The sequence below is a fragment of the Enterobacter sp. FW301-JW81 genome (assembly GCF_058788735.1).
This window is the reverse complement of the sequence record NZ_JBYTBA010000008.1, coordinates 74,693-98,825: the sequence shown is the minus strand read 5'-3', so window position 1 is coordinate 98,825 and position 24,133 is coordinate 74,693. Positions and strand designations below refer to the sequence as shown.

The 24,133-nt window shown below is 57.8% G+C and carries 17 protein-coding genes; 5 read left to right on the top strand and 12 right to left on the bottom strand.

Annotated elements, in window-relative coordinates; translation table 11 throughout:
• Nucleotides 1–6 precede the first annotated feature (6 nt).
• The gene (gene malP, locus AC3WOK_RS21075) at nucleotides 7–2,400 is read right to left on the bottom strand and encodes a maltodextrin phosphorylase (protein WP_047345731.1); all 2,394 of its coding nucleotides are present in this window, start codon (nucleotides 2,398–2,400) and stop codon (nucleotides 7–9) included.
• Between the two features lie 585 nt (nucleotides 2,401–2,985).
• Between malP and malT the strand changes: the two genes are divergently transcribed.
• The gene (malT, locus tag AC3WOK_RS21070) at nucleotides 2,986–5,691 is read left to right on the top strand and encodes an HTH-type transcriptional regulator MalT (RefSeq protein WP_047345730.1); all 2,706 of its coding nucleotides are present in this window, start codon (nucleotides 2,986–2,988) and stop codon (nucleotides 5,689–5,691) included.
• An 82-nt stretch (nucleotides 5,692–5,773) separates the two neighbouring features.
• Here the strand turns inward: malT and AC3WOK_RS21065 are convergent, their stop codons facing one another.
• Genes AC3WOK_RS21065 through glpE form a run of 3 tightly spaced genes read right to left on the bottom strand, consistent with a single transcriptional unit; the run spans nucleotide 5,774 to nucleotide 7,759 of the window.
• Nucleotides 5,774–6,532 (bottom strand): DeoR/GlpR family transcriptional regulator, encoded by a 759-nt coding sequence (locus tag AC3WOK_RS21065; protein ID WP_008503060.1) that lies wholly within the window; start codon nucleotides 6,530–6,532, stop codon nucleotides 5,774–5,776.
• Nucleotides 6,533–6,548: 16 nt separating this feature from the next.
• Nucleotides 6,549–7,379, bottom strand: coding sequence for a rhomboid family intramembrane serine protease GlpG (gene glpG / locus AC3WOK_RS21060; protein ID WP_059311220.1), 831 nt, complete (start codon nucleotides 7,377–7,379; stop codon nucleotides 6,549–6,551).
• A 47-nt stretch (nucleotides 7,380–7,426) separates the two neighbouring features.
• Nucleotides 7,427–7,759, bottom strand: coding sequence for a thiosulfate sulfurtransferase GlpE (glpE, locus tag AC3WOK_RS21055; RefSeq protein WP_006177908.1), 333 nt, complete (start codon nucleotides 7,757–7,759; stop codon nucleotides 7,427–7,429).
• 250 nt (nucleotides 7,760–8,009) lie between these two features.
• On the opposite strand from glpE, the gene glpD reads away from it, so the two are divergent.
• Nucleotides 8,010–9,518, top strand: coding sequence for a glycerol-3-phosphate dehydrogenase (gene glpD / locus AC3WOK_RS21050; RefSeq protein ID WP_492355075.1), 1,509 nt, complete (start codon nucleotides 8,010–8,012; stop codon nucleotides 9,516–9,518).
• Nucleotides 9,519–9,602: 84 nt separating this feature from the next.
• Here glpD and glgP read toward each other — a convergent pair whose 3' ends face one another.
• The 6 genes from glgP to asd all read right to left on the bottom strand — a co-directional run bounded on the left by glgP (nucleotide 9,603) and on the right by asd (nucleotide 20,306).
• Nucleotides 9,603–12,050, bottom strand: coding sequence for a glycogen phosphorylase (gene glgP / locus AC3WOK_RS21045; RefSeq protein WP_047345727.1), 2,448 nt, complete (start codon nucleotides 12,048–12,050; stop codon nucleotides 9,603–9,605).
• 18 nt (nucleotides 12,051–12,068) lie between these two features.
• Nucleotides 12,069–13,502, bottom strand: coding sequence for a glycogen synthase GlgA (glgA, locus tag AC3WOK_RS21040; protein ID WP_059311218.1), 1,434 nt, complete (start codon nucleotides 13,500–13,502; stop codon nucleotides 12,069–12,071).
• A complete protein-coding gene (gene glgC / locus AC3WOK_RS21035) occupies nucleotides 13,502–14,797 on the bottom strand; it encodes a glucose-1-phosphate adenylyltransferase (protein ID WP_023309510.1) in 1,296 nt (431 codons plus the stop codon). Before glgC ends, glgA begins: the two co-directional genes overlap by 1 nt.
• Nucleotides 14,798–14,814: 17 nt before the next feature.
• Nucleotides 14,815–16,788 (bottom strand): glycogen debranching protein GlgX, encoded by a 1,974-nt coding sequence (gene glgX / locus AC3WOK_RS21030; protein WP_492355074.1) that lies wholly within the window; start codon nucleotides 16,786–16,788, stop codon nucleotides 14,815–14,817.
• Nucleotides 16,785–18,971 carry a 1,4-alpha-glucan branching enzyme gene (gene glgB, locus AC3WOK_RS21025; RefSeq protein WP_492355073.1) on the bottom strand — a complete coding sequence of 729 codons (2,187 nt, stop codon included), beginning with the start codon at nucleotides 18,969–18,971 and terminating at the stop codon, nucleotides 16,785–16,787. Before glgB ends, glgX begins: the two co-directional genes overlap by 4 nt.
• A gap of 231 nt (nucleotides 18,972–19,202) precedes the next feature.
• Nucleotides 19,203–20,306: an aspartate-semialdehyde dehydrogenase gene (gene asd, locus AC3WOK_RS21020; RefSeq protein ID WP_033146834.1), complete on the bottom strand. Its 1,104-nt coding sequence runs from the start codon at nucleotides 20,304–20,306 to the stop codon at nucleotides 19,203–19,205.
• Between the two features lie 177 nt (nucleotides 20,307–20,483).
• On the opposite strand from asd, the gene yhgN reads away from it, so the two are divergent.
• On the top strand, nucleotides 20,484–21,077 hold the full coding sequence (gene yhgN / locus AC3WOK_RS21015; RefSeq protein WP_003861574.1) for an NAAT family transporter YhgN: 594 nt from the start codon (nucleotides 20,484–20,486) through the stop codon (nucleotides 21,075–21,077).
• A gap of 102 nt (nucleotides 21,078–21,179) precedes the next feature.
• Here the strand turns inward: yhgN and tusA are convergent, their stop codons facing one another.
• Nucleotides 21,180–21,422 carry a sulfurtransferase TusA gene (tusA, locus tag AC3WOK_RS21010; RefSeq protein ID WP_025759645.1) on the bottom strand — a complete coding sequence of 81 codons (243 nt, stop codon included), beginning with the start codon at nucleotides 21,420–21,422 and terminating at the stop codon, nucleotides 21,180–21,182.
• A 167-nt stretch (nucleotides 21,423–21,589) separates the two neighbouring features.
• On the opposite strand from tusA, the gene AC3WOK_RS21005 reads away from it, so the two are divergent.
• Together AC3WOK_RS21005 and AC3WOK_RS21000 are read left to right on the top strand one after the other, a co-directional pair.
• The gene (locus AC3WOK_RS21005; RefSeq protein WP_047345723.1) at nucleotides 21,590–22,255 is read left to right on the top strand and encodes a 7-cyano-7-deazaguanine/7-aminomethyl-7-deazaguanine transporter; all 666 of its coding nucleotides are present in this window, start codon (nucleotides 21,590–21,592) and stop codon (nucleotides 22,253–22,255) included.
• Nucleotides 22,256–22,327: 72 nt separating this feature from the next.
• Nucleotides 22,328–22,885 carry a DcrB family lipoprotein gene (locus tag AC3WOK_RS21000; protein ID WP_047345722.1) on the top strand — a complete coding sequence of 186 codons (558 nt, stop codon included), beginning with the start codon at nucleotides 22,328–22,330 and terminating at the stop codon, nucleotides 22,883–22,885.
• Nucleotides 22,886–22,889: 4 nt separating this feature from the next.
• Here the strand turns inward: AC3WOK_RS21000 and AC3WOK_RS20995 are convergent, their stop codons facing one another.
• The gene (locus tag AC3WOK_RS20995) at nucleotides 22,890–24,107 is read right to left on the bottom strand and encodes an MFS transporter (protein WP_063958035.1); all 1,218 of its coding nucleotides are present in this window, start codon (nucleotides 24,105–24,107) and stop codon (nucleotides 22,890–22,892) included.
• Nucleotides 24,108–24,133 lie beyond the last annotated feature (26 nt).

Below are 24,133 nucleotides of genomic sequence, written 5' to 3'. Positions count from 1 at the left end.
GCTTCCTTAGCGTTTTGCCTGCCAGATACGGGCCTGATAATCACGGATTGAGCGGTCAGAGCTGAACATACCGCAGCGGGCAGTATTCAGAATGCACGCCCGGGTCCACGCTTCCTGGTCGCGATACAGCACGTCGACCTGTTTTTGCGCTTCAACGTAGGCCGTGAAATCGGCCATCACCAGATACGGGTCACCGCCGTGTTTGTCCATGCTGTGCAGCATCTGGTCAAACGCGTGCTTGTCGCCGTCGCTGTATTTACCGCTTTCCAGCTCTTTCAGTACCGCATCGAGCACTTTGTCTTTCTTACGCCATTTCACCGGATCGTAGCCTTTGGCCTTAATGGCTTTCACCTCTTCTACGGTATGGCCGAAGATAAAGATATTCTCTTCACCCACCTTCTCGGCGATTTCGACGTTGGCCCCGTCGAGCGTGCCGACGGTCAGCGCGCCGTTCAGCGCCAGCTTCATGTTGCCGGTACCGGAGGCTTCTTTCCCTGCGGTCGAGATCTGCTCGGAGATATCCGCCGCCGGGATCAGCATTTCAGCCGCAGAGACGCAATAATCCGGCAGGAACACCACCTTCAGCTTGTCGCCTACTTTCGGATCGTTGTTGATCGCCGCCGCCACTTTATTAATGGCGAGGATGATGTTTTTCGCCAGGTAGTAGCCCGGAGCCGCCTTTGCGCCGAACAGGAACACGCGCGGCACGCGGTCGGCCTGCGGGTTCTCACGGATCTCTTTGTACAGTGCCAGAATGTGCAGCAGGTTCAGGTGCTGGCGTTTGTATTCGTGCAGGCGCTTGATCTGAATATCGAAAATAGCATTCGGGTTGATCTCAATCCCGGTACGCGCTTTCACAAACGCCGCCAGGTGAACTTTGTTTTCCCGTTTGATGGCGCGGTACTGCTCGCGGAACTTCGCGTCATCAGCGTATTTTTCCAGGTTGATCAGCTGGTCCAGATCGTTGGCCCACTCTTTCTTCAGGGTTTTGTCCAGCAGACCGGCCAGCAGCGGGTTGCACTGCTTGATCCAGCGACGCGGCGTGATGCCGTTGGTCACGTTGTGGAATTTGGTCGGCCACAGCTGGTGGTATTCTGGGAAGAGATCTTTGACCACCAGGTCCGAGTGCAGCGCGGCCACGCCGTTAACGGCAAAGCCGCTGACAACGCACATGTTCGCCATGCGCACCTGCTTATCGTGAACCACCGCCAGCTTCGCCCAGACCGCTTTGTCGCCCGGCCAGGTTTTATCCACCAGTTTTTTAAACTGGTCGTTAATCTTGTTGACGATCTGCATGTGGCGCGGCAGCAGCGCTTTCACCAGCTTCTCATCCCAGCACTCCAGCGCTTCTGGCATCAGGGTGTGGTTGGTGTAGGCGAAGGTGCGGCTGGTAATCGCCCAGGCGTCATCCCAGCTCAGCTGATGCTCGTCGATCAGCACGCGCAGCAGCTCTGGGATGGCAATGGTTGGGTGCGTGTCGTTGAGCTGAATCACTTCGAAGTCCGGCAGCTGCGCCAGCTTGCGGCCCGCCAGGTGATGGCGACGCAGAATGTCCGCCACGGAGCAGGCGCACTGGAAGTACTGCTGCATCAGACGCAGCTTTTTACCCGCCAGATGGTTGTCGTTCGGGTAGAGCACTTTGGTCAGCTTCTCGGCGTCGATACCCTGCTGCTCGGCGCGCAGGAAATCCCCGTCGTTGAATTTGGTCAGGTTAAAGGGATGCGCATGCTTCGCCTGCCACAGGCGCAGCGGCTGCGCCACGCCGTTACGGTAGCCGAGCACCGGCAGGTCCCAGGCTTCGCCGGTAATGGTGAACGCCGGTTCCCAGAGGCCCTGCTTCGTGACTTTTCCGCCAATGCCGACCTGCACATCCAGCTGCGCGTTATGGCGGAACCACGGGTAAGTGTTGCGATGCCAGTCGTCCGGCGCTTCCATCTGATGGCCATCGGCAAATGACTGACGGAACAGGCCGTACTGATAGTTCAGGCCATAGCCGATCGCCGACTGGCCGACGGTTGCCATGGAGTCAAGGAAACAGGCCGCCAGACGCCCCAGACCACCGTTGCCCAGCGCGGGGTCAATCTCTTCTTCCAGCAGGTCGGTCAGATTAATATCGTGCTCTTTCAGCACATCACCCACCTCCTGATACCAGCCGAGGTTCAACAGGTTGTTGCCCGTCAGACGGCCAATCAGGAACTCCATTGAAATGTAGTTTACATGGCGCTGGCCTTTTACCGGTTTTGCCAGAGGTTGAGCATCCAGCTGCTCTGCGAGCGCACCGCTCACTGCCTGCCACCACTGGTGAGGCGTCATTTCGTTTGCAGCATGAAGGCCAAAACGCTGCCACTGACGCGTCAGGGCAGCCTGGAATTGAGCTTTGTTGAAGGTAGGCTGTGACATAGGGGATCGGCATCCTTTAGAAAGAAAACACAAGTTGGCGCTAGTGTGCCTGGCTCATTTCACCTCTTCCTCCTCCCGCAGGGGATTAGACAGGGAGGAGTAGCGGGGATGAGCATAAAAGTGTGATCGAGGCCACTCTCAGAGCATAGTTCGAGTGTGCCCTGAAGATAAAAAAGTAACCGCGGAGAATGTCAAAGAAATGAAATGCGGTTTCGGGTGAAATTAAAACGCGCTGAAATGATTACTTACGTAGAATAATATTTCTGCAATCGGGTAATAACTAAGGAGATTATTAATCTCCCTTAACTTTACCCGGAGTATATTAAATTTGATGTCACTATCCCTTTCTGAAACCAGTTTCAGCGCAGCCGCAGCACAGCCATACAAGCCAGCATTGACGGGGCGTCAAAGACCTTTCCAGAAAGTTCCATCATCTGTCTGAATGTTTTGTGACAGAGTGCAAATTCAGAGCCACCAAATCCAGACATAACTTGCAATAGTTAACTTATTGGCCGACCTTATATCCATTAATTACGAAGCGCAAAAAAAATAAAATCTCTCGTTCCCCACAGTGAAGTGAAACCTATGTTGATTCCGTCTAAATTAAGTCGCCCGGTTCGCCTTGACCATACCGTGGTCCGCGAGCGTCTGTTGGCTAAACTTTCCGGCGCGCATAATTTCCGACTGGCGCTGGTTACGAGCCCTGCAGGTTATGGAAAAACAACGCTCATTTCGCAATGGGCCGCAGGTAAAAGCGATCTTGGCTGGTACTCCCTTGACGAGGGCGATAACCAGCAGGAGCGCTTTGCCAGCTATCTGATTGCCGCTATTCAGCAGGCCACCAATGGACACTGCGTCGCCAGTGAGGTGATGGTGCAAAAGCGCCAGTACGCCAGCCTGTCCTCCCTTTTCTCTCAGCTGTTTATCGAACTGGCCGAATGGCATCGCCCGCTGTACGTGGTGATTGATGATTACCATCTCATCACTAACCCGGTTATTCATGAATCGATGCGCTTCTTCCTGCGCCATCAGCCGGAAAACCTGACCTTAGTGGTGCTGTCCCGCAACCTGCCGCAGCTGGGCATTGCCAACCTGCGCGTGCGCGACCAGCTTCTTGAGGTGGGCAGCCAGCAGCTGGCCTTTACCCACCAGGAAGCGAAGCAGTTCTTTGACTGCCGCCTGACATCACCGATTGAAGCCGCCGAAAGCAGCCGCCTGTGCGATGACGTCGCCGGCTGGGCCACGGCACTGCAGCTCATCGCTCTTTCAGCCCGACAAAACAACAGCCCGGCGCATCAGTCTGCGCGTCGCCTGGCCGGCATCAACGCCAGCCACCTGTCGGATTACCTGGTGGATGAAGTACTGGACAGCGTCGATCCGTCGACCCGCAATTTCCTGCTGAAAAGCTCGCTGCTGCGCTCCATGAACGATGCGCTGATCGTGCGCGTGACGGGGTGTGAAAACGGTCAGCTGCAGCTCGAAGAGATTGAACGTCAGGGCCTCTTCCTGACGCGCATGGATGACCCGGGCGAGTGGTTTAGCTATCACCCGCTGTTTGGCAGCTTCCTGCGCCAGCGCTGTCAGTGGGAGCTGGCGGTTGAACTGCCGGAAATCCACCGCGCCGCCGCCGAAAGCTGGATGGCACAGGGCTTCCCGAGCGAGGCCATTCACCACGCGCTGGCCGCCGGCGACGCCAGCATGCTGCGCGATATCCTTCTCAACCACGCGTGGGGCCTGTTTAACCACAGCGAGCTGACCCTGCTTGAAGAGTCCCTCAAAGCGCTGCCGTGGGAAAGCCTGCTGGAGAACCCGCGCCTGGTCCTGCTTCAGGCCTGGCTCATGCAGAGCCAGCACCGCTACAGCGAAGTGAACACCCTGCTGGCCCGCGCGGAGCAGGAGATGGAAAGCAACATGGATACGCCCCTGCACGGTGAATTTAACGCCCTGCGGGCCCAGGTGGCGATTAACGACGGCGACCCGGACGAGGCTGAACGCCTGGCGATGGTCGCGCTGGATGAACTGCCGCTCGCCAACTTCTACAGCCGGATTGTTGCCACGTCGGTACACGGCGAAGTGCTGCACTGCAAAGGCGAGCTGACGCGCTCCCTGTCGCTGATGCAGCAAACCGAACAGATGGCGCGTCGCCATGATGTCTGGCACTACGCGCTGTGGAGCCTGATCCAGCAAAGCGAAATTTTGTTCGCTCAGGGCTTCCTGCAGGCCGCCTGGGAAAACCAGGAAAAGGCGTTCCAGCTGATTCGTGAACAGCATCTGGAACAGCTGCCGATGCACGAGTTCCTGCTGCGTATTCGCGCTCAGCTACTGTGGGCCTGGTCGCGTCTGGATGAAGCCGAAAGCTGCGCCCGTCAGGGTGTAAACGTCCTCTCCGGCTTCCAGCCGCAGCAGCAGCTACAGTGCCTGGCGCTGCTGGTGCAGTGCTCGCTGGCGCGCGGCGATCTCGATAACGCCCGCAACCATCTTAACCGCCTGGAAAACCTGCTCGGCAACGGTCAGTATCATAGCGACTGGGTCTCGAACGCCGATAAGGTCCGGGTGATTTACTGGCAGATGACCGGCGACAAAAAATCCGCCGCCAACTGGCTGCGTCAGACGCCAAAACCGGAGTTTGCCAACAACCACTTCCTGCAGAGCCAGTGGCGCAACATCGCCCGCGCGCAGATCCTGCTCGGTGATTTAGAGCCCGCAGAGATTGTGCTGGAAGAGCTGAACGAGAACGCGCGCAGCCTGCGCCTGATGAGCGACCTGAACCGCAACCTGCTGCTGCTTAACCAGCTTTACTGGCAGGCGGGCCGTAAAAACGACGCGCAGCGCGTGCTGCTGGAAGCGCTGCAGCTGGCTAACCGCACCGGGTTTATCAGCCACTTTGTGATTGAAGGTGAAGTGATGGCGCAGCAACTGCGTCAGCTTATTCAGCTCAATACGCTGCCGGAACTGGATCAGCATCGCGCCCAGCGCATTCTGCGCGAGATTAACCAGCACCATCGCCACAAGTTTGCGCATTTCGATGAGAACTTCGTTGAACGTCTGCTGAACCACCCGGAAGTGCCGGAGCTTATCCGCACCAGCCCGCTCACCCAGCGCGAATGGCAGGTTCTGGGGCTGATCTATTCGGGCTACAGCAATGAGCAGATTGCCGGCGAGCTGGCGGTGGCGGCCACCACCATCAAAACGCATATCCGCAACCTGTATCAGAAGCTGGGCGTGGCGCATCGTCAGGATGCGGTGCAGCATGCGCAGCAGCTTTTGAAGATGATGGGGTACGGCGTGTAATTCATTGCCCCGCGGCGCTACGCTTGCACGGGCCTACGGGGTTTTGTAGGTCGGGTAAGCGCAGCGCCACCCGACACAACTTCTAGCACAGTTCCAGCTGCAAATTATTATCTTTAATCACCTGCATCACGCCCGCTGGCGGCATCACATCGGTATAAACCGCATCCACCATGCTGATGCTGCCCATGTTGACCATCGCGTTACGGCCAAACTTGGAATGGTCTACCACCAACATCACGTGGCGTGAGTTTTCAATAATCGCGCGCTTGGTGCGCACCTCGTGGTAATCAAACTCCAGCAGCGAGCCATCGCTGTCGATGCCGCTGATCCCCAGAATGCCGAAGTCGAGGCGGAACTGAGAGATAAAGTCGAGGGTCGCTTCGCCAATAATTCCGCCGTCGCGGCTGCGCAGTTCGCCGCCTGCGAGAATGATGCGGAAATCGTCTTTCTGCATCAGGGTGTTGGCCACGTTCAGGTTGTTGGTCACCACGCGCAGGTTCTCGTGATCCAGCAGCGCATGGGCGACCGCTTCCGGCGTGGTGCCGATATCAATAAACAGCGTTGCCCCGTTGGGGATCTGGCTGGCGACCTTGCGGGCGATGCGCTCTTTCTCTGCCGTCTGCGTGGCTTTACGGTCATGCCAGGAGGTGTTGACCGAGCTGGACGGCAGCGCCGCGCCGCCGTGGTGGCGCAGAATGCGGTTTTGATCGGCCAGGTCGTTCAGGTCACGACGGATGGTTTGCGGGCTGACGGCAAACTGCTCAACCAGCTCTTCGGTGCTGACGTATCCCTGTTTTTTTACCAGTTCGATAATGGCGTCATGGCGTTGTGTTTGTTTCATCAATTATCCCTGAGAATTATGTTCGTTTTCGCGCATGGAGCGTGTCGGCAAAGGCCATCGCCAGCCCGATGGCCAGCCCGGTAACGTGCGCACCATTGGCGATAGACATACCAAACAGATCAAACCATCCGGCAATCAGCCATATTAACGCAAAGGTTATTAATCCGCGCTGCAGATAGATGCCGCTTTCCGGGTCGCGTTCCCCGCGAAGCCAGACATAGCCCATCAGGGCATACACGACGCCGGACAGCCCGCCAAACCACGGGCCGCTGAATTTGTGCTGCACGTAGCCGCTCAGCAGCGCGCTAATAATGGTGATAACGATCAGCTTGCCGCTCCCCAGGCGCTTCTCAACGGCGCCGCCGAGATACCACCACCAGAGCAGGTTAAAGAGGATATGCATCACCGAGAAGTGCATCAGCGCGTGGGTAAAGTAGCGCCAGACGTCAAACTCAAGAGACGGGTCATACGGCCACGCCAGGGCAATCATCACGCTCTGGTCGCCCACCACGTTCATAATAATAAAGACGATGATGCAGGCGGCCATCAGCAGCAGCGTAAACGGGCCCGCGCGTTCGCGGATGGTGGCAAGGAAAGGAAAACGGCTATAGTGCAGCCCGGTGTCCGTCTGGCCGGACTGCCAGCTTGCCGCCAGATAGCGCGGGTCGCCGGGGTTCTCAAGAAAACGCGCCAGCTCCTCGTTTACCCGCCCGGCCTGGCTCTCGTCGGCCAGCCAGACGTCGGTCTGATGATGTTGCTGGATGGTCAGAATAACGCCCTGCGTCGCCATATAATCGACAAACGCCTGGGCGACGCGCGGGTTGGTAAAAGAGGTGATCATCAACATGGGCAGCGGTCGCTTATTTCCACACAAAAGGGGACAGTATAGCGGGATCAGCGCTCAAAAGCGTATTCCACTTCTGCCGGGAAATGACGATGCCAGGCATCGAAACCGCCGTCGACGCTGTACACCGCGTCGTAACCCTGCTGAAGCAGATACTGCGCAGCGCCTTTGCTGCTGTTGCCGTGGTAGCACATGACCATCACCGGCGTCTCGAAGTCGTTATCGCGCATAAACGCGCCCAGCGTGTCGTTGGTGAGGTGGAACGCGCCTGGCGTATGGCCCATCGCAAAACTCTGCGGGTCGCGGATGTCCACCAGCACCGCTTTTCCCTGGTGCATCTTCTGGTGGGCTTCTTCTACGTTAATACATTCAAACTGATCCATGGTGTTCTCTTTCTGTTGTTCAGGTTGGGTGCGCTCTGATGCCCTCACCCCAGCCCTCTCCCACGGGGAGAGGGAGAAAAGTTAGTCGCACTATTTTACCCCGTAGTGTACGTCCTGGCGGCGGGTAAACGCCATTATGTTATCCATATCACTCTAAATTGTTTTTTTGATGTTACCAAAAGCGCGTTCCTTTGCTATTATGAGCGATATCGAACATTTCTGAGCTTTAACGAAAGTGCGTGAGGGTGTTATGGAAACCAAAGATCTGATTGTGATAGGCGGTGGCATCAACGGTGCCGGTATTGCGGTCGACGCCGCAGGACGCGGATTATCCGTGCTGATGCTGGAAGCTAACGATCTCGCCTGCGCGACGTCGTCCGCCAGCTCCAAACTGATTCACGGTGGCCTGCGCTACCTGGAACACTACGAATTCCGCCTGGTCAGTGAAGCACTGGCCGAACGTGAAGTGCTGCTGAAAATGGCGCCGCATCTGGCTATTCCGATGCGCTTCCGCCTGCCCCATCGCCCGCATCTGCGTCCGGCGTGGATGATCCGAATCGGTCTGTTTATGTACGATCATCTGGGTAAACGCACCAGCCTGCCGGGGTCGACCGGTTTGCGTTTTGGCTCAGAATCGGTCCTTAAGCCTGAAATCGTGCGCGGTTTCGAATATTCCGACTGCTGGGTGGACGATGCCCGCCTGGTGCTGGCCAATGCGCAGATGGTCGAGAAGAAAGGCGGCGAGGTGAAAACCCGCACCCGCGCGACCGCTGCCCGTCGTGAAAACGGCCTGTGGATTGTCGAAGCGGAAGATATCGATACCGGCGAGAAGTTCAGCTGGAAAGCGCGCGGCCTGGTGAACGCCACCGGTCCGTGGGTGAAGCAGTTCTTTGACGACGGCATGCATCTGCCTTCGCCGTACGGCATTCGCCTGATCAAAGGCAGCCATATTGTGGTGCCGCGCGTGCATACGCAGAAACAGGCCTACATTCTGCAGAACGAAGACAAGCGCATCGTGTTTGTGATCCCGTGGATGGACGAGTTCTCGATCATCGGTACCACCGACGTGGAGTACAAAGGCGATCCGAAAAACGTCGAGATCGACGAGAGCGAAGTGAATTACCTGCTCAAAGTGTATAACGCGCACTTTAAGAAACAGCTGTCGCGCGATGACGTGGTCTGGACCTACTCCGGCGTGCGTCCGCTGTGCGACGACGAGTCGGATTCACCACAGGCCATCACCCGCGACTATACGCTCGATATTCACGACGTGGACGGCCAGGCGCCGCTGCTGTCGGTGTTTGGCGGCAAGCTCACCACCTACCGCAAGCTGGCCGAGCACGCGCTGGAGAAACTGGCGCCGTACTACAAAGGCATTGGCCCGGCATGGACCAAAGGCGCGGTACTGCCCGGCGGTGATATCGGCGATAACCGCGATGATTACGCCGCGAAGCTGCGTCGTCGCTTCCCGTTCATCACCGAAGGAATGGCGCGTCACTATGCCCGCACCTACGGCAGCAATACCGAGCTGTTGCTGGGCGATGCAAAAGAGATTGCGGATCTGGGCGAACATTTCGGCCACGAGCTGTACGAAGCCGAACTGCGCTATCTGGTCGAACACGAATGGGTTCGTCGCCTGGACGATGCAATCTGGCGTCGTACCAAAGAAGGGATGTGGCTCAACGCCGAGCAGCAGTCCCGCGTGGCGCATTGGTTGCTGCAGAACGCGGGGAAGCGTGAGCTGTCGTTAGCATCGTAATTGAAAAAAGCCCGGTGGCGCTGCGCTTACCCGGCCTACTCGATCCCGTAGGCCCGGTAAGCGCAGCGCCACCGGGCTTTGTTTTTACAACCTCACCGGATCAATATGCCAGATCGTATCGGCATACTCCTTGATGGTCCTGTCGGACGAGAAATAGCCCATATTGGCGATGTTATACATCGCGGCACTGGTCCACTTCTCCTGCTGACGGTACAGATCGTCCACCTTATCCTGACAGTCCACGTAGCTGCGATAATCCGCCAGCACCTGATAGTGATCGCCAAAGTTAATCAGCGAGTCCACCAGATCGCGATAGCGGCTCGGCTCGTCAGGGCTAAACACGCCGGTTGCGATCTGCGTCAGCACCTGGCGTAACTCCTCATCCTCTTCGTAATATTGACGCGGCGAGTAGCCTTTCCTGCGCAGCGCCTCCACCTCTTCCGTCGTATTACCGAAGATAAAGATATTTTCTTCCCCCACATGCTCCAGCATCTCGACGTTCGCCCCGTCCAGCGTGCCGATGGTCAGGGCGCCGTTAAGGGCAAACTTCATGTTGCTGGTGCCGGACGCTTCCGTACCCGCCGTGGAAATCTGCTCGGAGAGATCCGCCGCCGGGATGATCAGCTGCGCCAGGCTGACGCTGTAGTTCGGGATAAACACCACCTTCAGCTTGTCGCCAATCTCCGGGTCCTGGTTAACCACCTTCGCCACGTCGTTGATGAGATGAATAATGTGCTTCGCCATGTAGTAGGCGGAGGCCGCCTTGCCGGCAAAGATCTTCACGCGCGGCACCCATTCCGCCGTAGGATCGGCCTTGATGCGGTTGTAGTGGGTGATCACGTGCAGCACGTTCATCAGCTGACGCTTGTATTCGTGAATGCGTTTGATCTGCACGTCGAACAGCGCTTTCGGGTTTGCCACCACGTTGAGGTGCATCGCCAGCCAGACCGCCAGGCGCTTTTTGTTCAGCAGCTTGGCTTCGCGCACGGCTTTATTCACCGTCGGGAAATCGATGTGCTGTTCAAGCTCGCTCAGCTGGCTCAAATCGGTACGCCAGGTGCGGCCGATATTCTCGTCCAGCACCTCAGACAGCGGCTGGTTGGCCAGCGCCAGCCAGCGGCGCGGCGTAACGCCGTTTGTCACGTTGCAGAAGCGCGTCGGGAAGATCTTCGCGAAGTCCGCAAACAGCGACTGCACCATCAGGTTCGAGTGGAGTTCAGACACCCCGTTTACCTTATGGCTGATCACCACCGCCAGCCAGGCCATGCGCACGCGGCGACCGTTCGATTCATCAATGATGGACGCCCGGCTCAGCAGGCCGGTATCGTTCGGGTACTGCTCCTGCAGGGTCTTGAGGAAGTAGTCGTTAATCTCAAAGATAATCTGCAGATGGCGCGGCAGGATTTTGCCGAGCATATCCACTGGCCACGTTTCCAGCGCTTCGCTCATCAGCGTGTGGTTAGTGTAGGAGAACACCTGACAGGTCACTTCAAACGCGTCATCCCAGCTGAACTTATGCTCGTCGATGAGCAGGCGCATCAGCTCCGGAATGGAGAGCACCGGGTGGGTGTCGTTAAGGTGAATCGCGGTTTTCTCCGCCAGGTTGGCGTAGGTTTTGTGCAGCTGATGGTGGCGGCTGAGGATATCCTGAATCGTCGAGGAGACGAGGAAATACTCCTGACGCAGGCGCAGCTCGCGGCCGGAATAGGTCGAGTCGTCCGGGTACAGCACGCGGGACACGTTCTCGGAGTGGTTTTTATCTTCCACCGCCGCAAAGTAGTCACCCTGGTTGAATTTACCGAGGTTGATTTCGCTACTGGCCTGAGCGCTCCACAGGCGCAGCGTGTTGGTGGCATCGGTGTCGTAACCGGGGATAATCTGGTCGTAGGCCACGGCCAGGATCTCTTCGGTTTCCACCCAGCGGGATTTTTTCCCTTCCTGCTGAATACGCCCGCCAAAGCGCACCTTGTAACGCGTGTTGTGACGTTTAAACTCCCACGGGTTACCGTACTCCAGCCAGTAGTCCGGGGACTCTTTCTGACGCCCGTCGACGATGTTCTGTTTGAACATGCCGTAGTCGTAGCGAATACCGTAGCCGCGGCCCGGCAGCGCCAGCGTCGCCAGCGAGTCGAGGAAGCAGGCGGCAAGACGCCCCAGACCGCCGTTACCGAGGCCCGGGTCGTTCTCTTCGTCGATCAGTTCTTCTAAATCTAACCCCATCTCTTCCAGTGCGGTTTTGACGTCGTCATAAATACCGAGCGACAACAGCGCATTGGACAGCGTGCGGCCAATCAAAAATTCCATCGACAGGTAGTAAACCTGACGCGTTTCCTGCGAGAGCTGGGCGCGGTTTGAGCGCAGCCAGCGTTCCACTAAACGGTCGCGCACCGCAAACAGGGTGGCGTTCAGCCACTCGTGCTTGTTGGCAATAACCGGATCTTTCCCGATGGTGAACATCAGCTTGTAGGCGATGGAGTGCTTTAATGCCTCAACGCTGAGCGTGGGTGAAGAGTAGCTAAATGGAGCGTTCATATCAGTAACTTCGCCTCGTTACATCAAGCGTTGATAGAGATCGCGGTACGACTGCGCCGCGACGTGCCAGCTAAAGTCCATGGACATCGCCTGACGTTGAACGTAACGCCACAGCGATGGACGGGACCACAAGACGAAAGCACGCCGAATCGCCCGAAGCAGCGACCAGGCATTACTGTCCTCGAAGACAAACCCGCTGGCGATACCGTCCGCCAGGTTTTCCAGAGAGCTATCGGATACGGTATCCGCCAGCCCGCCCGTGCGGCGTACCAGCGGCAGGGTGCCGTATTTCAGGCCGTAAAGCTGCGTCAGGCCGCAGGGTTCGAAACGGCTTGGCACCAGGATGACGTCCGCGCCGCCCATAATGCGGTGCGAGAAGGCCTCGTGGTAACCAATCTGCACGCCCACCTGGCCAGGATGTTCCGCGGCGGCGGCAAGGAAACCTTCCTGCAGCACCGGGTCGCCCGCGCCGAGCAGGGCCAGCTGTCCGCCCTGTTCCAGTAAACCGGGCAGCGCCTCCAGCACCAGATCCAGCCCTTTCTGGCTGGTCAGGCGGCTCACTACCGCAAACAGCGGCACTTTGTCGTTAACCTTCAGGCCCATCGCAATCTGCAGCTGGCGTTTGTTCTCCGCTTTGTCCTCCACGGAATCACGACCGTAGCGCGCCGCCAGCAGAAGATCGGTTTCCGGGCTCCAGATCTGTTCATCCACGCCGTTCAAAATACCCGACAGGCGCCCTTCACGATGGCGCTGCTGCAGCAGGCCTTCCATACCGTAGCCAAACTCCGGCTGGGTAATTTCGCGGGCGTAGGTTGGGCTCACCGCCGTGATGTGATCGGCGTAGTACAGGCCCGCTTTCAGGAACGAAATTTGCCCGTTAAACTCCAGCCCGTGCATGTTATAGAAGGACCATGGCAGATCGATGTCATTCATGTGATGGGCATAGTACATGCCCTGATACGCCAGATTATGCACGGTAAAGACGGATTTGGCCGGGTGGCCGCGCGCGGCGAGATACGCCGGGGCAAGACCGGCGTGCCAGTCGTGCGCGTGCACCACGTCCGGGCGCCAGAACGGATCCAGCCCCGTCGCCATTTCTGCCCCGACCCAGCCAAGCAGCGCAAAGCGCAGCACGTTGTCGGTATAGGCGAACAGGTTCGTATCGTGATACGGGCTGCCCGGTCGGTCGTATAAGTGCGGCGCGTCGATCAGGTAAATCCCTACGCCATTGTAATGTCCAAACAGCAGGGTGATGCGTCCGGCGAAGGTCTCACGACGCGACACGACTTTTGCATCGGGAATACCGCGCCGAATATCCGGGAAGGCGGGCAGCAGAACTCGGGTATCCACTCCTCCGGCGATTTGCGCCGCCGGTAATGCACCAAGGACATCTGCCAGACCGCCCGTTTTTAACAACGGGAACATCTCAGAACATACGTGTAAAACCTGCATCATCGCTCCTGTTTGATCTGCAGCTTCCGCAACATTTCCCGTGTGACTAACACGATCCCCTCTTCCGAACGGTAGAAACGACGCGCGTCTTCTTCCGCGTTCTCGCCAATGACCATCCCTTCCGGGATGACGCAGGCACGATCGATAACGCAGCGACGCAGACGACACGAGCGCCCTACCCAGACATCCGGCAATAAGACTGCCGAATCGATATTACAGAATGAATTTATCCGCACGCGGGGGAACAGTACCGACTGCACCACCACCGAGCCTGAAATAATGCACCCGCCGGACACCAGCGAGTTCAGCGTCATACCATGGCTGCCGGAGCGGTCCTGAACGAATTTGGCCGGCGGTAGCGATTCCATATGGGTACGAATCGGCCAGTTCTGGTCGTACATGTCCAGCTCAGGCGTAACCGACGCCAGGTCGAGGTTCGCTTTCCAGTACGCTTCCAGCGTTCCCACGTCGCGCCAGTAAGGTTCTGCATTCGGGTCTGACTGCACGCAGGACAGCGGGAAAGGATGTGCATACGCCATGCCAGCTTTGGTGATTTTCGGAATGATGTCTTTACCGAAGTCGTGGCTGGAATTTTCGTCTTTGTCGTCGTCTTCCAGCAGCTCATAAAGATAGTCTGCATCAAAGACATAGATCCCCATGCTGGCGAGCGATTTGGTGTCGTCTCCCGGCATGGTTGGCGGGTTAGCCGGTTTTTCAACGAAGTCGATAATTTTGTCGTCCGCATCCACGTGCATGACGCCAAACGCCGTCGCTTCCGCAACGGGCACCGGCAGACACGCCACGGTGCAGCGTGCCCCTTTTTCGACGTGGTCGATGAGCATATGGGAGTAATCTTGCTTGTAGATGTGGTCCCCGGCGAGGATCACGATGTATTCCGCGCTATAGCGACGAATGATATCGAGGTTCTGCGTGACCGCATCTGCCGTCCCGCGATACCAGTTTTCGCCGTGAACGCGCTGCTGCGCAGGAAGGAGATCGACAAACTCGTTCATCTCTTCGCTGAAGAATGACCAGCCGCGCTGAATATGCTGAACCAGCGTGTGCGACTGATACTGCGTAATGACGCCAATGCGGCGAATACCTGAGTTCAGGCAGTTGGAGAGCGCAAAGTCAATAATGCGGAATTTACCACCAAAGTGAACAGCCGGCTTGGCGCGCTTGATGGTCAAATCTTTCAGACGGGTACCACGCCCGCCCGCAAGTATCAGGGCAACCGTTTTTAATGGTAGCTGGCGTGCCAACATTAAGGGATCGTTTTTCTCTAATCTAACCATGACTAACTCCTTTTTTATCATCTTTGGAATACGCACACTCCGTGCGCAGGCCCGTGCCAGACAGCCATTACTACCGGATTATCCGCTCCGGCAAAGGGGGGAACGGCGCGCCATTCCCCGTCAGGTAAAACAATCTCTGCGACGTCATCCGTCGCGTTCAGCGTGACCAGCCACTTATCCGAGAGCAGGATTTGCAGGCGCGGTACGCCGTGTTGCCACTCTTGCGCGCTTAGCGGTTGCGCGTCTTGATTCAGCCAGCGGACGTTCCCGTCACCCTCTTCCCACCAGCGGTCAGCGGTCAGCGCAGGGATGTGCTGGCGAAGATGGATCAGCGCCGCGGTGAAGTGGATCAACCCGCTGTTCGCTTCTCCCCAGTCGAGCCAGGTTAAGGTGTTGTCCTGGCAATACGCATTGTTGTTACCGTGCTGGCTGTGGCCGTGCTCATCACCCGCCAGCAGCATCGGCGTGCCCTGCGACAGTAAAAGCGTTGTCAGCAGCGCATGAACGCTGGCGCGTCGCCGCTCGATAACGTCCAGACTTCCGCCTAACCCTTCTATACCATGATTAAAGCTATGGTTATTGTTAGTGCCATCGCGATTCTCCTCGCCGTTTGCCTCATTGTGTTTCTGATTGAAACAAACGCAGTCCCGGAGCGTAAAACCGTCGTGCGCCGTTAACAGATTGACGGTGGCCGACGGGCGTTTACCGTCACGCTTAAAGAGATCGCTGGATGCGGCAAAGCGTCCGGCAAATTCCCCCAGCGACAGATTCCGCTCCAGCCAGAAGCGGCGCACGGCATCGCGATAGTGATCGTTCCACTCGGCAAACAGCGGCGGGAAATTCCCGACCTGATAGCCGCCTTCACCTATGTCCCACGGCTCCGCGATGAGCTTCACCTGCGAGAGCACCGGGCAGTTTTTTATCGCCTCAAACAGCGGCGCCTGCTGGCTAAACGCCGGCGTGCGCCCCATCACGGGCGCCAGGTCGAAACGAAAACCGTCGACGTGGAACGTTTCCACCCAGTATTTCAGGCATTCATAAGCAAAATGCGTGACCGCCGGATGGCTGAGATTGAGCGTGTTGCCGCAGCCGGTCCAGTTCTCGTAATCGCCATCCTGCCTGATCCAATAATAGCTACGGTTATCAATTCCGCGCATGGAGAGCGTTGGTCCATCGAGATCGCTTTCGGCGCTGTGGTTCAGCACCACGTCCAGAATGACCTCAATACCCGCCGCGTGGAGCGCCTTCACCGCATCGCGAAACTCGTCCCGCGCCTTCTCCGGATGGACGGCATAGCGGGGCTCGAGCGCGAACATGGCCAGCGGGTTGTAGCCCCAGTAGTTGCTCAGCCCCAGCCGCTGCAGACGGGGCTCGCTGGCGAAATGCGCCACGGGCAGCAGCTCCAGGGCGGTGATGCCAAGGTGTTTCAGGTAGGCGACCATCGTCGGATGCCCGAGCGCCTTGTAGGTGCCGCGCATCTCTTTGGGGATCGACGGGTGCAGGTACGTCAGCCCTTTGACGTGAGCTTCATAAATGACGGTATTTCCCCACGGCGTGCGCGGCGGGGCATCGTCTTCCCAGTCGTAGAGATCGTTCACCACCACGCTTTTTGGCACGACGGGCGCGCTGTCGCGGTGGTCAGGCTCGCCGTAGCCCACGTGGAACAGCGGGTCGTCTTTAAACTCGCCGTCCACGCGGTGCGCGCACGGGTCAATCAGCAGCTTCGCCGGGTTAAACCAGTGCCCCTGAGAAGGATCCCAGAGACCGTGAACGCGAAAACCGTAGTGTATCCCCGGCCGTCCTCCGGCCAGGTAGCCGTGCCAGGTCTCCCCCGTGCGCGCCGGTAAATCGTAACGGTGCTCGTTACCTTCCCCGTCAAACACGCACAGTTCCACCCGCTCCGCGTGAGCGGAAAAGAGGGTGAAGTTCACCCCCTTTCCGTCAAAGCTCGCCCCGAGCGGTTCGGGTTTACCTGCCGTGAGCTGCGTCATTCGCCCTCCCGCACCAGCCAGATAGTGCTAAGCGGCGGCAGCGTCAGGCTCAGGGAGTTGGGCCGCCCGTGGCTTTCGACGGCATCGCTCTGTACCAGCCCGCCGTTACCGGCATTGCTGCCGTGGTAATGCATGGAGTCGGTATTGAGGATTTCGCGCCATTTACCCGGCTGGTTAATGCCAAAGCGATAGTGCTGGCGCGGCACCGGCGTGAAGTTGCTGGCGACGATAATCTCGTTACCCGCTTTGTCACGGCGCACAAAGACAAACACCGAGCGCTCGTGGTCATCCACCACCAGCCACTCAAAGCCGTACGGATCGAAGTCCAGCTCGTGCAGCGCTTTGTGATGGCGATAGGTCAGGTTCAGGTCCCGGACCAGACGCTGCACCCCGTGGTGCCAGTTGTCGCCGCCCTCCAGCAGATGCCAGTCGAGGCTGGTGTCGTGGTTCCACTCGCGTCCCTGAGCGAACTCGTTGCCCATAAACAGCAGTTTTTTGCCCGGGAAAGCAAACATCCAGCCGTAGTAGGCGCGCAGGTTGGCAAACTTCTGCCACGCGTCGCCCAGCATGCGGTCGAGAATGGATTTCTTGCCGTGCACCACTTCGTCGTGGGACAGCGGCAGCATGAAGTTTTCGGTGTAGTTGTAGAGCAGCCCGAACGTCAGCTTGTCGTGATGGTACTGGCGATAAACCGGATCGAGCTTCATGTAGTCGAGCGTGTCGTGCATCCAGCCGAGGTTCCACTTGTACCAGAAGCCCAGGCCGCCCATTGACGGCGGACGGGACACGCCGGGGAAATCAGTGGACTCTTCAGCCATGGTGACGGCACCGTCGACCTGCTCGCCGATAATGCGGTTGGTGCTGCGCAGAAACTCAATCGCTTCCAGGTTTTCACGGCCGCCAAACTCGTTCGGGATCCACTCGCCCTCTTTGCGACTGTAGTCGCGGTAGATCATCGACGCCACCGCATCGACGCGCAGGGCATCAATGCCGAAGCGCTCGATCCAGTACAGCGCGTTCCCGACCAGGTAGTTCGACACTTCACGGCGACCGTAGTTGTAGATCAGCGTATTCCAGTCCTGGTGATAGCCTTCGCGCGGGTCGCTGTGCTCGTACAGCTTGGTGCCGTCAAACTCTGCCAGCGCAAAATCATCCGACGGGAAGTGACCCGGCACCCAGTCGAGGATCACGTTCAGACCAGCGGCGTGCGCGGCATCAATGAAGTAGCGGAAGTCATCGCGCGTGCCGAAGCGGCGCGTCGGCGCATACAGCCCGGTGGGCTGATAGCCCCAGCTGCCGTCGAACGGGTGTTCATTGACCGGCAGCAGCTCCAGGTGGGTAAAGCCCATCCATTTGGCGTATGGAACAAGCTGGTCGGCCAGCTCCCGGTAGCTCAGCCAGAAGTTGTTATCGGTGTGGCGACGCCATGAGCCGAGATGGACCTCATAGACGGAGATCGGCGCATCAAAGCGGTTGGCCTGCTTGCGTTCCTCCGTCTGGACGACTTTCTCCGGCAGGCCGCAGATCAACGACGCGGTCTCCGGGCGCATCTGCGCTTCAAAGGCATAAGGGTCGGATTTGATGCGCAGCTTGCCGTTGGCGTCGATCATCTCGAACTTATAGAGCTGCCCGTTGTGCGCCCCGGGGATAAACAGCTCCCAGATGCCGGTTTCGCGGCGCAGGCGCATCGGGTGACGGCGCCCGTCCCAGTAGTTGAACTGTCCGACAACGGAGACGCGCTGGGCATTTGGCGCCCACACGGCAAACCGCGTGCCGGTGATACCGTCCATCGTGTCCGCATGGGCACCCAGCGTTTCATAAGGTCGCAGGTGGGTCCCTTCAGACAGCAGCCAGGCGTCCATCTCTTTTAAGAGCGGGCCAAAACTATAGGGATCGTCAATCAGGTTTTGCTGGCCGTGCCAGATGACGGCGAGCTGGTAACGAAAGGGGTTTTTACGACGGGGCATTACCCCGGAGAAGAAGCCACGTGAATCGAGGCATTCCAGATTACCCACCTTGCGGCCGGTTTTGGGTTCAATGACCCACACTTCGGTGGCATCCGGTAACAATGCCCGAACTTCCAGACCAGCCTCAGTATGATGCATCCCAAGCACGGAAAAGGGGTCGGCAAAATGACCCGCAATAAGCGCATTAATCACGTCTCTATCCACACGATCGGACATGGTATTCATCCTGTTTTTTTATGTCGTCCTTTTTTAGCGCCTGGGACGACTTTAATGTGACCTGAACGGGCATCCTGTCAGCCCGTCCTAACCTCAGGTAAGAAATGACTCTTCCTTAAAGCATAGCCAACGCTCTACACGACTCCTGATAAAAATAAGACATATGCGTTTTACTCCATGTAGTACGCAAAAAAAGGGGGTGAAAATCACCCCCTCGTAGTTAACAAATTATTACGCTAGCTGGCGCAGCATGCGGCGCAGCGGTTCTGCCGCGCCCCATAAGAGCTGGTCACCCACGGTGAACGCGGAGAGATACTCCGGCCCCATGTTCAGCTTACGCAGACGGCCAACCGGCGTGGTCAGCGTGCCGGTAACGGCCGCAGGGGTCAGTTCGCGCATGGTGATATCGCGATCGTTTGGCACCACTTTCGCCCACGGGTTGTGCGCGGCCAGCAGCTCTTCCACGGTCGGAATAGACACATCTTTTTTCAGTTTAATGGTGAAGGCCTGGCTGTGGCAGCGCAGCGCGCCGATGCGCACGCACAGGCCGTCAACCGGAATGGTGTTCGCGGTCGCGAGAATTTTGTTGGTCTCTGCCTGACCCTTCCACTCTTCGCGGGTCTGGCCGTTATCCAGCTGTTTGTCGATCCACGGGATCAGACCACCGGCCAGCGGTACGCCAAAGTTATCCACCGGCAGCTCACCGCTGCGGGTCAGCTGAGTGACTTTACGCTCGATATCCAGAATCGCGGACGCCGGGTTTGCCAGCTCGGTCGCGACGCTCTGGTGCAGCTGGCCCATCTGGGTCAGCAGCTCGCGCATATGACGCGCGCCGCCGCCGGACGCCGCCTGGTAGGTCGCCACGGAGACCCACTCCACCAGGTCCTGCGCGAACAGGCCGCCCAGCGACATCAGCATCAGGCTGACGGTACAGTTGCCTCCGACAAAGGTTTTCACGCCGTTGTTCAGGCCGTCGGTAATGACGCCCTGGTTAACCGGGTCGAGAATGATGATGGCATCGTCTTTCATACGCAGCGAAGAGGCCGCGTCAATCCAGTAGCCCTGCCAGCCGCTTTCACGCAGCTTTGGATAGATTTCGTTGGTATAATCGCCGCCCTGGCAGGTGACAATAATGTCGAGTGCCTTCAGCGCTTCCAGATCGTACGCATCCTGCAACGTGCCTGTGGTACCACCAAAGGACGGAGCAGCCTGGCCGAGCTGGGAAGTGGAGAAGAAGACCGGGCGGATAGCGTCGAAATCGCGCTCTTCAACCATGCGTTGCATGAGTACAGAGCCGACCATACCGCGCCAGCCGATAAAACCAACGTTTTTCATAGCATTTTTTTCCTGCTGAGGGTGTGTGCTGTTTGTGCAAGCCAGTATTGAACTGGGATATGCTTCACATTACAAAATGCTGCCAAAGTCGCAAGCGAAATTAATCGATGATTGCCCGGCAATCAGAAATACAGCTAATCATCATAATAACCATAGAGAGTTTCAGGGATAATTTACATGAGTGAAATCATTTCCGCCGCGGTTTTATTGATCCTGATAATGGATCCGCTGGGCAACCTGCCAATCTTCATGTCGGTGCTGAAGCACACCGAGCCGAAGCGCCGCCGGGCGATCATGATCCGCGAGCTGCTTATCGCCCTGCTGGTGATGTTTATCTTCCTGTTTGCGGGGGAAAAAATCCTCGCGTTCCTGAACCTGCGTGCCGAAACCGTGTCGATTTCCGGCGGGATTATTCTGTTCCTGATTGCGATTAAGATGATTTTCCCGAGCGCGGAAGGCAGCAGCAGCGGCCTGCCCGCGGGTGAAGAGCCGTTTATTGTGCCGCTGGCGATTCCCCTCGTTGCCGGGCCGACCATTCTGGCCACGCTGATGCTACTGTCGCATCAGTATCCGAATCAGATGAGCCATCTGGTGATTGCCCTGCTGATTGCCTGGGGCGGGACATTTATTATCCTGCTGCAGTCGTCGCTGTTCCTGCGCCTGCTCGGGGAGAAAGGGGTAAACGCGCTGGAGCGTCTGATGGGGCTGATTCTGGTGATGATGGCGACGCAGATGTTCCTGGACGGGATCCGGGCATGGATGAAGGGCTAGGTAAAAGCAAAATGGCCACTACGTGGCCATTTTTAGTGTTTGCTCCCTCTCCCTGTGGGAGAGGGCCGGGGTGAGGGCATCAGGCCGCAGAGGACAGCCCATCTAACCCTTACGAATCAAATACCGGTACGGCAGCGCGTCGGTTTGCTGGGCCACCAGCTCATGCTCCATAAAGGTACAAAAACCGGGGATATCGCGCGTGGTGGCCGGGTCGTCAGCGACGATCAGCAGCGTTTCACCGGTCTGCATGTTGCGCACGGTTTTACGTACCATCATTACCGGTTCCGGGCAGCGAAGGCCCTGGGCATCAAGGGTGTGGTCTGGGCTGGAAAACAGGTCGGTCATGATCTTCTCGGTCAGGTAAAAACGGCTGTAGTTTACGCCCCGTTGCAGTCAAAGCAAACCAGGTTAACGATTGCGTAAAAACTAACCATTGCAATGTCCTGCCAAAGCAGTATCATGCTGCGGTTTTTATTGGGTTCCCTCACCCCAACGTATAAAAAGGTCACAATATGACGCAGTTTTCTGAATCGCAGCGCGTAAAAGCGTTGTTCTGGCTTTCCCTTTTTCACCTGCTGGTGATTACCTCCAGTAACTATCTGGTGCAGCTCCCCATCTCCATTTTTGGTTTTCACACCACCTGGGGCGCGTTCAGTTTTCCGTTTATTTTCCTCGCCACGGATTTAACCGTACGTATTTTTGGCGCACCGCTGGCCCGCCGCATTATTTTTGCCGTCATGCTTCCGGCGCTGTTCATCTCGTACGTGGTGTCCTCCCTGTTTTATATGGGAAGCTGGCAGGGCTTCGAGGCGTTAACCCACTTCAACCTGTTTGTTGCCCGTATCGCCGCGGCGAGCTTTATGGCCTACGCGCTGGGGCAGATCCTCGACGTGCACGTGTTTAACCGCCTGCGTCAGAATCATCGCTGGTGGATGGCGCCCACGGCCTCGACGCTGTTCGGTAACGTGAGCGATACGCTGGCCTTCTTCTTCATCGCCTTCTGGCGCAGCCCGGATGCGTTTATGGCCGAGCACTGGATGGAAATCGCGCTGGTGGACTACTGCTTCAAGGTGCTCATCAGTATCGTCTTCTTCCTGCCTATGTACGGCGTGCTGCTGAATATGCTGCTGAAAAGGCTGGCAGATAAATCTGAAATCACGGCATTGCAGGCTGGTTAAGGGTTCGCTTTATCAGTTGTGATAAGATGATCGAATGAGCCGTTATGGCCGTTTATCGAAAGGAAGAAGTCAATGCGCAATCTGGTTAAATATGTCGGGATTGGCCTGCTGGTTGTGGGTCTTGCAGCCTGTGATAACAGCGACACGAAAACGCCTGCTCAGGGCGCATCCGCAGAGAGCAATGCGACCGGTCAGCCGGTGAATCTGATGGATGGCAAACTCAGTTTCTCTCTGCCAGCCGATATGACTGACCAGAGCGGCAAGCTGGGCACCCAGGCAAACAATATGCACGTTTACTCCGACGCAACCGGGCAGAAAGCGGTCATTGTGATTGTGGGCGACGACACCAGCGAAGACCTGGCCGTACTGTCCAAACGTCTGGAAGATCAGCAGCGCGGCCGCGATCCACAGCTGCAGGTGGTTACCAATAAGTCCATTGAACTGAAAGGCCACACGCTGCAGCAGTTGGACAGCATCATCTCCGCTAAAGGCCAGACCGCCTACTCTTCCGTGGTGCTGGGCAAGGTTGATAACAAACTGCTGACCCTGCAGATCACCCTGCCTGCGGAAAACCAGCAGAAAGCGCAGACGGCTGCTGAAAACATCATTAATACCATCGTGATCCAGTAACGTTTCACGATGATGACGTGGCCTCCGGTGCCTGCACCGGGGGCCATTTTTTTAGCCGCCACGTCAGCATCAGGGCGATAACCACCAGGCCCGCCGCGGCAAGATAGATAACCGGAACCCCTGCCCAGCTCATCACCAGCCCCGCCAGCGGGCCGGTAATCCCTAAAGACATATCCATAAAGACCGTATAGGTCGCCAGCGCCGCCCCCTGGTTCTGCTGCGGCACGGCTTTGACCGCCACCACGCCCAGCGCCGGGAAGACCAGTGAAAAACCCGCCCCCGCGAGGAAGACGCCCACTTTCGCGACCCACGGCACCACGGCGATGCCGGTCAACAGCAGCCCGACAATCTCGACCGCAAAACAGATCATCGCCACATTCAGCCCGCCCAGGCGGTTGATACCGTTAGGGAAAAGTAAACGCGCGCCCACAAAGGCGCAGCTGAACAGGGTTAGCGCAAAGGCTGCGCCGTCCCAGCCTTTGGCGTCGTAGAACAGGGTAATGAAGGTCGCAATGACACCGAAGCCGGTGGTCGCCAGCGCCAGCGCCATACCGTACGGCCAGACGCGCCCCAGCACCGCCCGAAACGGCAGCGGCTTGCCCTTGCTGGCCTTCACCTTCGGGCGCGGCAGCGCAAAGAGGATCGCCAGAAGCGCGACCGCCATAATGGTGATAGCCAGCCCGTACAGGCCGCCAAACGCATAGCAGACCACGCCGAGCGGCGCACCGAGCGCCATCGCGCCGTAGGTAACAATACCGTTCCAGGAGATCACCCGGCCAATGTGCGGCGCGCCGACTACCCCCACGCCCCACAGGGTTGACCCGGTTCCCGCCAGGCTTTGACCAATACCCAGGATAACGCGCCCCAGGCAGAGCAGCACCAGGCTGACCAGCGGCCAGTGGCTGGTTGTGGCAGCCAGCAGGTAGCTCAGGCCGCTGAGGAAACAGCCGCACAGCCCGACTACCACGATGCTTTTTGGACCGAACGCGTCCGCGTAGCGCCCGGCATGCGGGCGGCTCAGGAGCGTTGCGAAATACTGCAGGCTAATCACCAGCCCCGCCCAGAAGGCGCTAAAGCCCATGACGTCATGGACATAGCCCGGCAAGACCGCCAACGGCAGGCCAATGGTCAGATAGCTGGCAAAGTTGAAAATAACGACGGAAACGATGCGCAGATTGAGGCGCAGTCCGCTCAGTGCCGGTTCAGCGGCAGGTTCGGGCATGGGGTTCTACCTGATTTTTTGCAACA

Coding starts and splice junctions, on each gene's coding strand:
- glpE (WP_006177908.1), bottom strand. CDS start 7,759: ATGGATCAGTTTGAATGTATTAACGTAGAAGAAGCCCACCAGAAGATG.
- AC3WOK_RS20995 (WP_063958035.1), bottom strand. CDS start 24,107: ATGCCCGAACCTGCCGCTGAACCGGCACTGAGCGGACTGCGCCTCAAT.
- glpG (WP_059311220.1), bottom strand. CDS start 7,379: ATGTTGATGATCACCTCTTTTACCAACCCGCGCGTCGCCCAGGCGTTT.
- glgC (WP_023309510.1), bottom strand. CDS start 14,797: ATGGTTAGATTAGAGAAAAACGATCCCTTAATGTTGGCACGCCAGCTA.
- glgB (WP_492355073.1), bottom strand. CDS start 18,971: ATGTCCGATCGTGTGGATAGAGACGTGATTAATGCGCTTATTGCGGGT.
- AC3WOK_RS21005 (WP_047345723.1), top strand. CDS start 21,590: ATGACGCAGTTTTCTGAATCGCAGCGCGTAAAAGCGTTGTTCTGGCTT.
- tusA (WP_025759645.1), bottom strand. CDS start 21,422: ATGACCGACCTGTTTTCCAGCCCAGACCACACCCTTGATGCCCAGGGC.
- asd (WP_033146834.1), bottom strand. CDS start 20,306: ATGAAAAACGTTGGTTTTATCGGCTGGCGCGGTATGGTCGGCTCTGTA.
- yhgN (WP_003861574.1), top strand. CDS start 20,484: ATGAGTGAAATCATTTCCGCCGCGGTTTTATTGATCCTGATAATGGAT.
- glgP (WP_047345727.1), bottom strand. CDS start 12,050: ATGAACGCTCCATTTAGCTACTCTTCACCCACGCTCAGCGTTGAGGCA.
- glgX (WP_492355074.1), bottom strand. CDS start 16,788: ATGACGCAGCTCACGGCAGGTAAACCCGAACCGCTCGGGGCGAGCTTT.
- glpD (WP_492355075.1), top strand. CDS start 8,010: ATGGAAACCAAAGATCTGATTGTGATAGGCGGTGGCATCAACGGTGCC.
- malT (WP_047345730.1), top strand. CDS start 2,986: ATGTTGATTCCGTCTAAATTAAGTCGCCCGGTTCGCCTTGACCATACC.
- glgA (WP_059311218.1), bottom strand. CDS start 13,502: ATGCAGGTTTTACACGTATGTTCTGAGATGTTCCCGTTGTTAAAAACG.
- AC3WOK_RS21065 (WP_008503060.1), bottom strand. CDS start 6,532: ATGAAACAAACACAACGCCATGACGCCATTATCGAACTGGTAAAAAAA.
- malP (WP_047345731.1), bottom strand. CDS start 2,400: ATGTCACAGCCTACCTTCAACAAAGCTCAATTCCAGGCTGCCCTGACG.
- AC3WOK_RS21000 (WP_047345722.1), top strand. CDS start 22,328: ATGCGCAATCTGGTTAAATATGTCGGGATTGGCCTGCTGGTTGTGGGT.